Raw genomic sequence first — 14936 nt, 5'->3', positions numbered from 1 at the left:
TACAGGCATTACTGAAAGCGCAGTTAAGGAGGGTTTCATGAACCACAACAAGTACAAAGAACTGCAGGATCTGGTGGACAACTATCTGGACTCGGGATTATCAGCCAGGGAGTACGTTGAAGCCTGTGTGGATGCAGGCGATATCAGCGCAGCAGAAGCCCTGAAGCTACTGTCTGTTCTCAGGGAGGCCCAGTCTGTTACCTTCAAGTTGGCCGAAATCACGAACTATGAGCATCCCGGCCTTCAAATGACGCTCACGCGCAAAGGAGAGGAATATGAACATGACAACCCTCTCTTTAATATCACTTTTGATGAAAGCCTCGATCCTGACAGGGAGGAAGTGATCGATCTTTTACAGAGCTTTGCCAAGGATCTGGCAGTGCTGGCAACCCGCGAGGAACTGAGTGAAGCCGAAGCGGTGGACTCCATTGATGAGAGCCCTGAAGAATGGCTTGATCACCCAAACATTATGCCAGCCAGTGAAACCCGTCATTAACCAAACTCTTTACTTCCTCTGGAACTTTTATTTCCTCTGGGAACTCCAGATAGCATCAACCAAAGCGCCCGCTCAAGGGCGCTTGTCTTTTAGATCCAAATAAATTCTTCTGAAATCAGCCGATCAAGACGCTTTAATGCATCACGGGCATGAACGCCAGAAAGCCTGATACCCAGAGTCTCACCGCAGACCAGCTCAAGCCCCAGCAGCTTGACCAGGCTTCGTCCGTTGACATACTCACCATTCTTGCTGACATTGCGCACATCCACACGGGTGTCATAGTACGTCAGTGCAGAAATAAAGGCACTGCCGCAACGGGCATGCAAGCCATTAGTATTGTGGATACGATACTCTCTGGTCAGCTCCTGGGTTTTACTGCTGGAGCGACTGACCCAGCCCCTTTCACAGGTTTCTCTCTGACCCGGGTGGTGCCATTCACCGAGACCGGCCAACCCCGGCAAAGGTTTACCCTCCAGGGCATCGACGATTTTTTCTGGCTCACGGGTACGGGCCAGATAGCGACACAAAGGACGATTATCCAGAACCCGGGCAAGAGCGCTCAAAATCCTCAAGTGCTCATGGCTGTGAGCTGCTATGCCAAAGGCCAGAAAAACGGGCTGATTCACTCCCCACTCAACGCCTTCAGGAAACTGAACAACCACCACCCCCGTCTTTTTTATGGCATGGCGAAACTGAGGCATACCATGAGGTATGGCAATGCCATGGTTCAGAAAAGTAGAAGCAAGAGCCTCGCGGACATGAATACCCGGTAGATAGTCCGCTGAAACCAGGCCGGTTTCCAACATTTTGTTGCCAGCCAACTGCAAAGCCTCCTGCTTATCTTTAGCTTCCTGCTGCAAAAAAATCTGTGCTTTTTCGAGTTTTAACATCAGTGAACGAACCGCGCTAAATCGCCCCGGCCATCAAACCATAGCCAAAACGTAAGAAGGCATTTATAGCCAGTTATTATACCTTGGGCCGGTGTTTTTTATGATTAACCCATCTACAAAAGTAGACCTGACCACAACAGAATTCACTATTGACAGGCAAGCCTTTTTCTCAATCCGACTCAAGCCTCACGAATTTCAGGCCTGTCTGTCCTGCAATTTGGTGAGAGTTAATCTCTAACTCCCCCCTGGCCATAGCATGCTTTAACCAGTAATTGGCAAGCCAGGTACCCAAAAAAGGCATTCTCGCACCACGAACCCGAATGGCAGGTTGACTGAATTGAACAACATCTTCTTTCAGGGGAGCCTGAACCGATAGCGACAGATCAGAGCCCACCAGCCAACTCAATAGCAAAGATAGCTTCCCCAGCACCTTGAGAGCCGGAGCTTTTATGGCAAAACTCACTTGCGGCGTGTCACCTTTAACCGCTACTTTCACCTGACTGACCCCCGGACAATCACTTAAATCACCGAGACGAATCTCTGTTTTGGTCAGTGCCACTTCTTCAACCGTTTCCTGAGGTGCCCTGAGCACTGGCTGCTTGCGTTCAACCGGAGTCTCTGACTGATGATCGCTATGAACCACGGGGCTGACGGGAACAGGTGGGGATGGGGGCGTCACAGGGGTCGATAACACTTCCTGTTCATTCATGGGAGAAAGCGGCTTCGGTTCCCCCAACAAGCCCAGGCAAAGCAGGTTCATGATCTGACTGGACGACTGTGGACTCATACCCATTTTCTCCCGGAACAGTTTATCCAGTTGACTGACCTTAAGCGTCTGTCCCATCAGATCAGAGAGACCAAGGGCCATCAACTCCTTATCGGCAACCGGACGCTCGCCAGCTTCAACCCGAGCATCCCCCTCGGCCAAACAGGCGACACTGCCGATATCGATGGCAAAATAACTGGCGACATCAACCGGACTGTGGGCACCCTTGGCGTTGTAATGTTCAGAGGTACAAGCCTGATACTGCCTCCACAGCGGTTCCAGTATCCGAAACTCAAGAGGGAAATCCAGTTGCAGTATTTGATAAATAATCGCTCCCATTGGCGGATTCACTTTCAGAGAGACATCTTTCAGACTGGCAGGAAAGGCTTCACGGGTCTCTGACACTTCATTGACTAACCCCAGATTCAAGGCGACATCAGGCACTTTGATTTCAAGCACCCCCTCTTCCCCCAAATTGAACCCGGAAAACTTCAGAGAGGCCGAGGATAGCTCGGCATGGGCGGTGTCTGTGAAGTCGATGCGCTGCTCATCAAAAACCATGGATGCAGAGGCTGACGGATCTGAAACCTGTTCTCTGGCAAGCCCTCTCAAGGTATGAAAGAGCTTCAGGGCATTTTGGTAAGAATGAATCGATTGGTCAGCATTGGCTTGCCGATACACCATGGCCGCCGTTTGCTGTTTGTGCGTCGATAACGTCGTTTTCTTCTTCTGTAACAATTTTTCGGATCGTTCCAGATCTTTCCGGTATCCTGCCAGCATGTCCTGACAGACCTTTTTTGCCCTGCTTTCTTTAATCTTTGGAAGATCATCTTCCAACATTTTTATCGCTTTCTCTCTTGCCCGGCACAGAGCCGCCGCACTTTCGGCTTTCAACGTATCGACCTGTTCCTGCACCCTGGACTTGTCAAGGCTGTCGGCACCCAGTTCTTTTTTCCAGGTGGTCACCATCGGAGCGAATAATCGAATGACCGCTTCTCCCATGGTTTGGGTGAACAGGCCTGACTTCAGTCCTCTCTCTTCCATTTCCAGACCATCAACCGAGCATTGAATAACATCGCCCAGATGCCTTTTTGCATCGGCTCCTGATGTTTCTGCCAAGAGTGTTCCAAAGGCCTCAGAGAATTTTTTGTAAGCACTAAAAATCTCTGTTTTTCTACAGGTCAATAATTGATTCAAGGGCTCGGCAAGAGGCTCACCAATGCGAATCCGACAGCTGCCTTTTATTTTGACAGGGCCAACCGTTTTACTATCTTCCAGAGAAAAACAATGGGCAGAGAGTTCGGGTACTTCCAGCTCCAGCTGCCCATTCTCAAAACAGAAGCGACCGACATTGACCACCAGATTTTTAAGCTGAAAATCATAACGGTCAGGATCGGTCACTTTGATATCGCCCAGGCTCATTTCAAACACCTTACCCTGGTGCTTGTCTTTCCTCCTCTTTTTGAAAACGTCTTTCAGTACCAAAAGGGCTTCAATACCGGTTGAAATATTCTCCTCCAGCACCTTCATACTGCGCGACAGTTTTATCTTATTGGCTGAAAGCGTCTGTTCATAACAACGAACCTGCTCAGGGGACCTTGTTAAATAAGCCTTATTGAGAATCCAATCCTCCTGTATCCTCAGTTGCTCTTTAACCAGATCGCTGTAATTATCCATCTGCTCGGGCGTCAGAGCTTCGATATTGTTACGTAACATATGGTTGCGTAACATATGGTTGCGTAATGCTTGCAGCGACTCCCCGGTACGCTTCAGTCTGAGCTCCAATGCTTCGACTTTTTGCTTAAGTAACTTCTGTTTCTCAAGTTCACCATTGATTAAACTGCGAAACTCTTTCTGACTGGCACCAGCCACCGATGAAATCGCAGAACTGAAAAAAGAGATAAAACTGGACGACAATGAACTGAGCGCACGGGTCAACAGTCCGGGTTTAACAGGGACTGTCTCTATTCCCCTTTCAGCCAGTGATCGGAAAGGTTGATGTCCCGGACGAGACAGGATCTGCCTGTGGGTAGTCTCTTCCCTGCGAACCCCCTGGGCTTCACTGGCTAAGTCCGAAAACACAGGCGGATGCAGGGGTTTCCTGCCCGCTCCTTCATTACCGACTCTCATTGCTTGTTATCCGATGGCTCTGGCCTGCTGCCATCAAACAGGGCTGGCCAGAGGTTTATGAGTTAGGGTTAAACGCTTCTGCTGTTCAACCTGATCCAGCTCCAACTGATACGGCTGTTTCCTGAGCCTGCGATTGACCAGAGAAGTCGCTAACCAGACGACTGGGTTGAAGGAAGTCCGCTTCTTCAATTGCACAGAAGGTGACTGCAGTTGCAGTTGTGAGCTTTCCCGCTCAATGGGCAGAGTGACCTCCACCGCCACCTCTTTCTTACCGAGGAAAAAACCCATCCACCAGGACAGTTTTTTCATCAGGCTCCGGGGAGCAATATGCATTTCAAAGTCAGCCATTCTTTTTCCTTCTTCGGTCCGGAACCTTGGATTACTGACTCCGATGCAGTTTTTCAAGTCTCTGAACTTTAAACCTTCTGGTGGCTTTTTCGGGGCAGGCTGGGCAACGGCTCCGGACAGGGGTGTCTTGGCCGGTGCTTTTTCGACTTTCGGCGGCTCAACCTCAGCGGGTAATGGCGATGAGGGTGGAGTGACGGTATCGTTTATTCGAGCGTTTACTTTAATGGACTCAAGCCGTTCCGGCTCTGAAACCTCAACATCCGGGGTAGTGTCCTCTTCCAGAGACGTAGAGCTGCTATAACCTTCATCGGATTCGTCCTGAATGAGCTCATCCACTCTCTCCTGACCCACTCTCTCCTCATCCACTCTCTCTTGCTGCTGCTCTTGTTCAGAGAATGGCAGAACCAGATGCGCCAGTTTTTCAGGTGCAAATACGGCACTGTCCGCAAAAATGCCTTCCTCGCAAAGCTTCCAGACTTTCTGCTGAGACTCCGGGGTTAAACCTGCCAACGCCAGAGCTGACGCCATCACCTTGGCATTAACATTCGCCGAGAGAAGTTCTCCGGCTTTCTCAAAAAACGCCTGCCTCTGCTGCTGATACGGGCTACCTTCCTCTCCTGAGAAAGCCATCTCGCCCTCGCGGGTCAGACAGGCCACCGTCCCCAGATCAATGTCTAAATAATCGGTGATTTTAGCCCCACCCGATTGCTTCTTTTTGTCCGCCTCCCTGTAAATGGGCATAACGACTTTTTCCAGCGTTTTGGAGTCCACTGGAAACTTCAGCTGCAACACTTCCTTCACCAGTGGTCCATAGGGTGGCCGAATTTTGATCGATGCCCCTCTGACAATGACCGGTACCGACCTTTTCTCCCTCGTCGCTTCATTCTGAAGGGTGATATGGCTGGCCATTTCCGGAATAGTCAGCTCCGCGACACCCAATTGACTGAAAGAAAAATCAGATACGTTGATCTTGAGCTGGCTCAGGTCAACAGAGCAGGTATCCGATACAGGAATCTTCATTTCCGAAATAGCAATAGGCTTTTTTAAACCGGCCTGGCTGCCATTAGCCACAGCCGCCAGCCCATAGACCAGATCGATCATCCCCCGGTTGATATCAAATGAGGAGTCAATATTCTCTAATCGTTGTTGCTGAACGCTTCTTGCCTGCCTGCTGAGCGTTAGCTCACGGATTTTGGCTTCTTTTTCATTCGCTGCAAGTCTCAGCTCTGTGGTCCATCGATCACTCATTTCTTGACAGCTGTCTTTTGCTCCGCCCTCAGGCAGGCTTTTTATATCTTCCGACAATTGATGAAGATCGTCTGTGAGTTCTTTTTCTTCTTCGACCAGACTTTCGCAAACCACCTCCAACCCTTTATCCTTCCATTGCTGCTCAAGACTCTTTGCGGCAATAGGAAGTTCGGAACTTCCCGACATGACGGGGATCATCAAGTCAAGCAGCGAGTGAGCAAATGGGGCATCTTGCAGCGCCAGGGTTTGTCCGTCTTTTTTCTCTAACTGAAGGCTTTTAATGGACACTTCGGCCATGTCACTGAGCCTGGATCGGGGCGGATTTTTGAACATGCCATCAAAAACAGGCTTCAGCTCTTTGCTCAGATTATAAAGATGTGTGGGAGCATTCGTGATCTTTTGGGTCAAGGCATCGAACAATTTGTTACTGGCCGGAGGCTTTAGTTTGATACTGATTCCGCCAGACAAAGTCATTGGCTCAACCTCACCGCTGGCTCCGGTTGACGATACATCTGCCCTGATATCGGCAATATCCAGTGTCAGCTCATTCGTGGGAGACATATAACACTGCTCAATAAATACACCGATGTTTTGTACCTTCAGCTCAGCACCGCTTGATAGTTTGGTCGATAGGTTCCCCAGATCGATGTGATAAACCTTGTCTCCAATCCGCCCTTTTTTAGACTTTCCAAAAACGTGTCGAAGCCCTTGTAATAGTTTAAGTCCCGGACCCATGTGCTTTTCGATCAACTTGAGATAGTCTTTCATCTCGTCCTTGATCGTCTCACTCCAGGCTTTCAGGAGAGGCTTCGTCTCACTGATCCCGTCAAAGTTTCGCTTCAGAACTCTCAGCTCAGCTCTTAATTGAAAAAACCTTTGTTGGAGTGCTGAAAATTGATCCTGCTCTTTAGATTCCAGATCGGGAAGCTTTTTTCTCAATTTTTTCAGTTTAGCCTGAATGGATTTCAACTCAGTCTGAAAGGCATTCCGTGTCTTGGTGTTTTCATTAACAAACTGCTCATTACTCTCTAATTGATCGTTGGCCCTGTTACCAGAAAAACCGATTGCAGCTTTGACTAACGGCATAGCGACCTTCGAAAATCCTTGCAGGATGAGGGCCAAAAAGCTTCTCTTCACTTTCTCAATGACGACATCCCGTTTGTGGATAGGCACGTAGGGAGGGGGATAATGGCCTGCTTCTCCCGACAATGCCGCGTCGGTCTTTTCCTGAACAGACACATCCCGGGGCCCCAGTTTGGCCTTGGCGGGTTGGGCCGGGGGTATCGATGGATTTTGAAGTGTATCCCGCCTGCTTCCAGGGCCATTGACGGGTAGATTAGGGCCACCAGTTGCCATGCCACTCACCATGCTCAGAGAATAAATTTTTATATCGCCACTTTATTGCTGAGCTTGATTGCTGAGCTTGAAACAGACCCTGTCGTCCTTCCTTATTAGCCTAAAGTCGAAAAGGCAGATACGGCTTTTACTGCTACTGTGACTGCTACACCTGCGAGACTCACTGATCGCTGGCCCGATACCAATTATAATTATGGGAGAACCCCACAGTGGCAACCCCCCAAGACCCCAAAAAAGCGGCAGCCGCCGCTTATTGGCGTGAGAATATCCGCCTGTTACTCAGCCTCCTCGTGATCTGGTTTGCCGTTTCCTTTGGCGCCGGAATCCTGTTCGTTGACTATCTTGACCAGTTTCAGCTGGGCGGTTTCCCCCTGGGTTTCTGGTTTGCCCAGCAGGGTTCCATCTACACCTTTGTGGTACTGATTTTTATCTATGCCTGGCAGATGAACCGTCTGGATCATAAGTACCATGTTAATGAAGAGGAGGATGACGTATGACCACAGAAATGCTGACCTACCTCTTCATCGGTGCCTCTTTTGCCCTCTACATTGCCATCGCCATCTGGTCACGGGCCGGCTCAACGGGTGAATATTATGTCGCCGGAAAAGGGGTTCACCCGGTCGCCAATGGTATGGCCACCGGAGCCGACTGGATGTCTGCGGCTTCCTTTATTTCCATGGCCGGTATTATTTCCTTTATTGGTCGTGACGGGGCGGTTTACCTGATGGGCTGGACGGGTGGTTACGTGCTGCTGGCCATGTGTCTGGCGCCTTACCTTCGCAAGTTCGGCAAGTTCACGGTGCCAGACTTTGTCGGTGAGCGTTACTACTCCCAGACCGCCCGTGTGGTGGCGGTGATCTGCGTTATCTTCATCTCCTTCACTTATGTGGCAGGTCAGATGCGGGGAGTGGGCATCGTCTTCTCACGCTATCTGGAAGTGGACATCACCATGGGTGTCCTGATCGGTATGGGGATTGTTTTTTTCTACGCCGTACTGGGTGGTATGAAAGGGATTACCTACACTCAGGTCGCACAATATTGTGTGATGATCTTTGCCTTTATGATTCCTGCCATTTTCATTTCCATCATGATTACCGGCAACCCCATTCCCCAGCTGGGCTTTGGCAGTGAAGTCACCGGCACCGGGCAATCGGTTCTCGAAAAACTGAACGGGCTCTCGGCAGAACTGGGTTTCAAACCATATACCGATGGCTCCAAGTCCACTATTGATGTGTTCTTTATCACCATGGCACTGATGGTCGGCACCGCAGGGTTGCCTCATGTTATCGTGAGATTCTTCACAACCCCTACGGTTCGTGACGCCCGTAAGTCTGCTGGTTATGCCCTGTTGTTTATCGCAATCCTTTATACGACAGCCCCTGCTGTGGCCAGTTTTGCCAGAATCAACCTGCTCAATACCGTCAGCGAAGCCAGCTACAAAGATCTGCCGGGATGGTTCTCCAACTGGGAAAACTCCGGTCTGATTGCCTGGATCGACAAAAATGAAGACGGCAAAATCCAGTACACCGACGGCCACCCCATGGCAGGCAAACCCCAGTTTACTGCCGAGCGTGGCAATAACGGCGAGCGTCTGGTATCCAACACCCCATCCGCCGGTAACAATGAGCTGTATGTTGATCGCGATATTATGGTTCTGGCCAACCCGGAAATTGCCCAACTGCCCGGCTGGGTCATAGCCCTGATTGCGGCGGGTGGTCTGGCTGCCGCACTGTCTACGGCTGCCGGCCTGTTGCTGGTGATCTCAACCTCAGTGTCTCACGACCTGCTGAAACGGAACCTGATGCCCGGTATCTCTGACAAGCAGGAGCTGCTGGCGGCCCGAATTGCAGCCGGTGTCGCTGTGGTGATTGCCGGTTTGTTTGGTATCTATCCACCGGCCTTTGTCGCACAAGTGGTGGCTTTTGCCTTTGGACTGGCGGCGGCATCCTTCTTCCCGGCCATCCTGATGGGTATTTTCTATAAACGTATGAACCGTGAAGGGGCTATTTCCGGAATGGTTACCGGTCTGTCATTCACCTTTGCCTACATTGTTTACTTCAAATTCATTAACCCTGCTGCCAACACCGCAGACCACTGGTGGTTTGGCGTCTCACCAGAAGGTATTGGCACACTGGGCATGTTGATCAACTTCAGTGTCGCCATGGTGGTTTGTCATCTTACGGCACCACCGCCCCAGCATATCCAGACATTGGTGGAAGACATTCGTGTACCACGGGGTACGCCTTCCAGGCAGCCGGAAGTTCAAGGCGGCACGCCTGCCAGCCATCCTGGATAACCTCTCTTTGACATCAGGCCTTCGGGCCTGATTTTTCGTTCTTGATTTCCCTTCACATGCACTACTACACGCTTTCAATGTAATTGACGGGCTCCCTTTATCAATGCACCCAAACTCCGTTCACCCTGAGCGGAGTCGAAGGGTGGTTGGCACGGTCTTTATTGTTGGTTCAGAGTCCGCATCCTTCGACTCCGCTCAGGATGAACGTAGATTGTTCACATCAAACTCATTGAAGTGACGTACTACAATCCAAAGCAATAATCATCCTGAGAATCTGGCACAATAAGAAGGCTGAAAAAGACCCGACCTGACCTCCAAGGAGTCCTCTCTTGAACTTGAAAACTGTATTTATCACCGGCGCCACCTCCGGCTTTGGTGAAGCCTGTGCCCGTCGTTTTGCCCGTGAACAAGGCTGGCAGATGGTGCTTACCGGCAGAAGAAAAGAACGTCTGGAAGCACTGGCCAAAGAACTCTCGGCACTCTGTCCGGTTCACAGCCTGGTGTTTGATATGAGAGATGAACAGGCTATTCAAGAAGCGGTAAACAGTCTCCCGGAAGCTTTTTCCGATATCCACACCCTGATTAATAATGCCGGCCTGGCCCTGGGCACCAAACCCGCTGACCAGTGTGATACCCGACAATGGATTAATATGATCGACACCAACATCAAAGGATTGGTTCTGATCACCCATGCCCTTTTACCGGCCCTGAAGAAAAACAACAATGGCAGTATTATCAACCTGGGATCCGTTGCCGGTACTTACCCTTACCCCGGTGGCAATGTGTATGGCGGCACCAAGGCCTTTGTCAAACAGTTTTCCTTGAATCTCCGGGCTGACCTGCTGGGGACTGGCATCAGAGTCACCAATATCGAACCGGGAATGGCTGAAACGGAATTTTCAGTGGTGCGTTTCGAGGGGGATCAGGCAAAAGCCGATGCTGTGTATAAAGGTATGAAGCCTCTTTCAGCAGACGATATTGCCGAGAGCATCTACTGGGTCGCAAGCAGACCCACCCATGTCAATATTAACGCCATGGAAATCATGCCGGTTCAGCAGGCTTTTGCAGCGTTTGATGTGGATCGCAGTCACTGATACGGGTCTGGGAGCCTGCCGTTAAAGCAGGTTATACACAGAATGGCGTTGTCTGATAAACAACAAAAACCGTATATATACTGATTCCATGAAGCTTTTGTGTATCTGACACGCATTACCTGTTTATTTTTTAACCACCCCAAAAAACACCCTGTCATTTCAGGCATTCCATGAGTTATCCACAAGTAATTCATGGGGTTGATCAGTTATTCTGTTGAAAAGACTGATCAGCCTCATTTTTATAAATGGTTGAGTTATACATAGACAAACCCCCTCACTCATAAAAATTAACCACAACACAGAGTATTTCTGACTATAGGAGCCTGTAGATTTTCAATTTAAGCTGTCAGCCTGAAATGAGAATCGCTTAATAACTGAACAAGAGCAGAATGAATGAGAACGTAAGTACTTAGTAAAAAGCTCAAAGAAAGGTCATTTTTTGAATCCAGGCACTGAAGCCCGGCGTATTCATTACTTGTACGACTCGACTGTTAAGACTTGCCTGAATTTCTCGGGAGATACATGAAAATACGATCGCTTAACCAGCATTTGCAGATAAACGGCACCTCAAGTAGGCGACAGAGCAGCCTGCCGGTGCTCTTCAGCTTATGTCTAGTGCTACTTTTTTCACTGCTCAATCGACCTGCTTATGCGCTTTCAACAGACTGGCTGGTGAACCCTCAGCAACCTGATGCCAGAGTCAGACTGCACCTCTCTGGTGAAGTCTACCCGGATAGCCGTCAACTACCTGCGGCGTTGGAAGTCCAGTTATCAGGCGACTGGAAAACTTACTGGCGATCACCTGGTGATGCCGGTATTCCACCAGAGATCGACTGGCGTATAGAACAGCCCCATGGCAGCCGCAATATAGAGAGTGTTGAGTGGCTATGGCCGGCTCCAGAACGCATAGAAATGCTGGGGCTGCACACACTGGGCTATAAAAATGGAACCGTTTTCCCGCTTCTGATCAAGGTCAAGGATCTAAACAAACCCATCACCATTAATGCCAAACTGCGGCTGTCATCCTGCACCACCGTGTGCGTTCTGACAGATTATAAGATTCAACTGAATTTCACCTCCCCTTTGGACTTTGACCCCCAGGCATCATTCCTTATCGATAAAGCCCTTGCCCAGGTTCCTGGGTATATGCCGAACACAGGACTGAGTGCAGAATCCATTGTCTGGGATAAAGAAAACAGCAAGGTCATTGTCACAGCCAACTCTGAAACGGGCTGGAAAGAAGATGTCGATGTCATTATTGATGGTCAGGAAGACATCACCTTCAGCGTACCGGAAGTGACCATTGAGGGTAATCAGCTTCGAGCCGTTATGGACGCATCAAGCTGGCTCGGTGAATACAACCTGTCTGGAGAATCCGTCACCGTTACCCTGATAAACGGGGAAAGTGCTCTTGAAAAGTCTTTAAAGGTCAAAGAAGGAGGAGCTGGCAGTTCAAATTCTGAAGACACCTCCATAGCAAGCTTGATAGTCATACTGGGCCTGGCTCTGCTGGGCGGCCTGATCCTGAACCTGATGCCTTGTGTTCTTCCGGTGCTTGGCATGAAGCTTTCTTCCGTACTCCACGCCTCAGGGCAGGAAGCCAGGCTCACTCGCAAACAGTTCCTCAGCTCTGCGGCAGGCATTATTTTTTCTTTCTGGTTACTGGCGACCTTCCTCTGGGTACTGAAACTGACTGGCAACAGTATTGGCTGGGGCATCCAGTTCCAGAACCCCTGGTTTATCGGTTTTATGGTGGTAGTGACTGCACTTTTTGCTGCCAACCTGATGGGCCTGTTTGAAATTCGTCTGCCTTCCTTCCTGTCGACCAAACTAGCGACAGCGGGTGATAACAGTACCGCAGGCCACTTTGTTCAGGGGATGTTTGCAACGCTGTTGGCCACTCCCTGTTCAGCGCCATTCCTGGGAACCGCCGTAGCTTTTGCCCTGTCTACCAACAGTTTCAACCTGTTTGCCATTTTTACGGCTCTGGGCGTAGGTCTTGCCCTTCCTTATCTATTGATTGCCGCCCGGCCATCACTGTTGAAGTGGATGCCAAAGCCCGGCCAGTGGATGATAAACCTTCGTCGTATACTGGCACTGATGCTACTGGCAACAACGCTCTGGCTGACCAGCCTGCTTCAGGCATTCCTGCCGGTTTACCTGCTGCTGGTGATTGCCCTGGTTCCTACCGTACTGATCCTGCACCGTCTGTTGATCGGCTTAATGCCCAAGTCAGGAAAAGGGTTATTGCTGCTGCCCTCACTGTTCCTGTCCATGGCGATTGTGCTGTTCGGGGCCTGGTCCACCGGTTTGTTCACATCAGAAGAGCCATCAACATCGGAAAGTCTGACCTGGCAACCTCTGCAAGAACAGGAAATTGCCAGTCTGGTCGCTGAAGGTAAAGTGGTCTTTGTCGATGTCACCGCCGACTGGTGTGTCACCTGTAAAGCCAACAAGATCAGGGTTCTCGACCGGGACCCAACCCACAGCCTTCTACAAAAAGACTCGATTGTGACCATGAGAGGAGACTGGACCCGGCCTTCAGAAGTGATTAATGCCTACCTTCAGAAACACGGGCGATTTGGGGTACCGTTCAATATTGTCTACGGTCCAGGCGCTCCTGAAGGCGTACCACTGCCGGTTATTCTTGACCATGACAGCGTTGCAGCGGCTATCAAAAAGGCATCATCCAAATAGATAACATTGGACGTATAAAAATCCACCACTGATTCACAGAAGTATATGATGAAGAAAACACTGACATTGACTCTGACTTCAGCACTGATGCTGGGCTCTTTTAACCTGCTGGCAGCGCCTCTGGATGACTCCCAGAAACAGGAAGTGCAGGACCTGGTTCGCGAAACACTGGTTGAAAATCCGGACATTCTGGTGGAAGCTATGAATGCCTTGAGAAAAAAAGAAATAGCCGCTCAACAGCAGGCAGAGCAAAGGATTCTGTCTGCCAGAAGCGAAGCTCTTTTTGAAAACCCCGATAACCCGGTTATTGGCAACCCCGACGCTGAATTAACCGTGGCTTATTTTACTGACTACAACTGCCAGTACTGCAAGCAACAGGATAAAGTTCTCAGAAAAATTGCCGAGGAAAACCCAGACGTTAACTTCGTTATTAAAGAAACTCCTATTCTGGGCCCCTCGTCACTGGAAGCGACACAATACGCCCTGGCTACTTTCGATCAGCAGCCGGATAAATATACGGCGGTTGCCCATCGCCTGATGTCCAAGCCTGGCAAACACAGCAGTAACTCTGTCGAAGCGGCCTTTAAAGCGGAGGGGGTTGATATTGACGAGCTGGAAATTAATGAGGCCGTTGCCACACAAATAAATGATAACCTGAAGTTGCTGCGGGAACTGGGATTGATAGGCACACCCGCCATTGTTTTCCCGGATACCATGCTCAGAAGCTATGCCGATGAAGCCACTTTAGAAGCAATGATCAAGGAACGTACCTGATCGCTGGTGACGAATTAAGCCATTCCTCCTGAGCTTGCCGAAGGAGGATGGCTTCAGCAACGATCAGGGAAACAATAACCGACTCACAGACGAGTACTATGAAAAAAACACTTATACTCACCGCTGCCCTGATGTTGAGTTCGCTCAACCTTCAGGCCAAAGCTCTGGATGATCAGCAAACGCAGGAAGTCAGGGAGCTGATTCATAAAACGCTGGTAGAAAACCCGGAAATCCTGGTTGAAGCTATCAACGTACTGAAAAAGCGAGAAGTCGCCGCCCAGCAGAAAGCCGAAAAGCAGGTGCTGAAAACCCGTCACAAAGAGCTTTTTGAAAATCCTGCGAACCCCATTATTGGCAACCCTGAAGGCAAAGTGGCTATTGCCTACTTTGGCGATTACAACTGTGGCTTCTGCAAGCGTCAGGACCCTATCCTGATGAAAATTGTTGAAGAGAACCCGGATGTAAAAATCATCATCAAGGAACTTCCCGTTCTTGGCCCTCAGTCTCGTGAAGCGGCCGAGATGGCCCTGGCCACTTTCAAGCAGCACAAGGATAAATACCTGGCTGTTAACAAACGTCTTATGTCCAAGCCTGGCAAACACACCAGTGGCTCAATTAAAGCTGCACTGAAAGCAGAGGGCATAGACCCCAAGACACTGAAAGTGGATGAGTCTGTCAATCAGCAGCTGGATGAGAACCTGCGTCTGGCACAGGAGCTTGGCATTCGTGGGACACCTGCACTGGTATTCACTGACGAAGTGTTAAAGGGACTTATGGAAGAAGACGTACTGAAAGCCATGATCAAGCAGCGCCTCTGATTTTTAGCCCAATAAAAAACCGG

10 protein-coding genes are annotated in these 14936 nt (G+C 49.9%); 7 read left to right on the top strand and 3 right to left on the bottom strand.

Features of this window, described 5'->3' with window-relative positions; genetic code table 11:
• Positions 1-37: 37 nt before the first annotated feature.
• Positions 38-496: a hypothetical protein gene (locus tag K7B67_RS01415; protein ID WP_252178584.1), complete on the top strand. Its 459-nt coding sequence runs from the start codon at positions 38-40 to the stop codon at positions 494-496.
• A gap of 89 nt (positions 497-585) precedes the next feature.
• Here the strand turns inward: K7B67_RS01415 and K7B67_RS01410 are convergent, their stop codons facing one another.
• The 3 genes from K7B67_RS01410 to K7B67_RS01400 form a co-directional block, all read right to left on the bottom strand.
• Positions 586-1386, bottom strand: a complete 801-nt coding sequence (locus K7B67_RS01410; protein ID WP_252178583.1) for a PTS sugar transporter subunit IIA — start codon at positions 1384-1386, stop codon at positions 586-588.
• A 169-nt stretch (positions 1387-1555) separates the two neighbouring features.
• A complete protein-coding gene (locus K7B67_RS01405; protein WP_252178582.1) occupies positions 1556-4282 on the bottom strand; it encodes a hypothetical protein in 2727 nt (908 codons plus the stop codon).
• A gap of 33 nt (positions 4283-4315) precedes the next feature.
• Entirely contained in the window at positions 4316-7234 is a 2919-nt protein-coding gene (locus K7B67_RS01400; RefSeq protein ID WP_252178581.1) for a hypothetical protein, read from the bottom strand.
• 209 nt (positions 7235-7443) lie between these two features.
• On the opposite strand from K7B67_RS01400, the gene K7B67_RS01395 reads away from it, so the two are divergent.
• The 6 genes from K7B67_RS01395 to K7B67_RS01370 all read left to right on the top strand — a co-directional run bounded on the left by K7B67_RS01395 (position 7444) and on the right by K7B67_RS01370 (position 14913).
• The gene (locus tag K7B67_RS01395) at positions 7444-7731 is read left to right on the top strand and encodes a DUF4212 domain-containing protein (RefSeq protein ID WP_252178580.1); all 288 of its coding nucleotides are present in this window, start codon (positions 7444-7446) and stop codon (positions 7729-7731) included.
• The gene (locus K7B67_RS01390; RefSeq protein WP_252178579.1) at positions 7728-9530 is read left to right on the top strand and encodes a sodium:solute symporter family protein; all 1803 of its coding nucleotides are present in this window, start codon (positions 7728-7730) and stop codon (positions 9528-9530) included. The genes K7B67_RS01395 and K7B67_RS01390 overlap by 4 nt, the downstream gene beginning before the upstream one ends.
• Before the next feature lie 335 nt (positions 9531-9865).
• Positions 9866-10624, top strand: coding sequence for an SDR family oxidoreductase (locus tag K7B67_RS01385; protein WP_252180512.1), 759 nt, complete (start codon positions 9866-9868; stop codon positions 10622-10624).
• 615 nt (positions 10625-11239) lie between these two features.
• A complete protein-coding gene (locus tag K7B67_RS01380) occupies positions 11240-13321 on the top strand; it encodes a protein-disulfide reductase DsbD domain-containing protein (RefSeq protein WP_252178578.1) in 2082 nt (693 codons plus the stop codon).
• 45 nt (positions 13322-13366) lie between these two features.
• Complete coding sequence (locus K7B67_RS01375; RefSeq protein ID WP_252178577.1) at positions 13367-14095, top strand: DsbA family protein; 729 nt, start codon at positions 13367-13369, stop codon at positions 14093-14095.
• Positions 14096-14193: 98 nt separating this feature from the next.
• Positions 14194-14913 carry a DsbA family protein gene (locus K7B67_RS01370; protein WP_252178576.1) on the top strand — a complete coding sequence of 240 codons (720 nt, stop codon included), beginning with the start codon at positions 14194-14196 and terminating at the stop codon, positions 14911-14913.
• Positions 14914-14936 lie beyond the last annotated feature (23 nt).

Origin of the sequence: Endozoicomonas sp. 4G (genome assembly GCF_023822025.1) — a bacterium.
Lineage (GTDB): Bacteria > Pseudomonadota > Gammaproteobacteria > Pseudomonadales > Endozoicomonadaceae > Endozoicomonas_A.
This window is presented reverse-complemented; position numbering and strand designations above follow the sequence as displayed.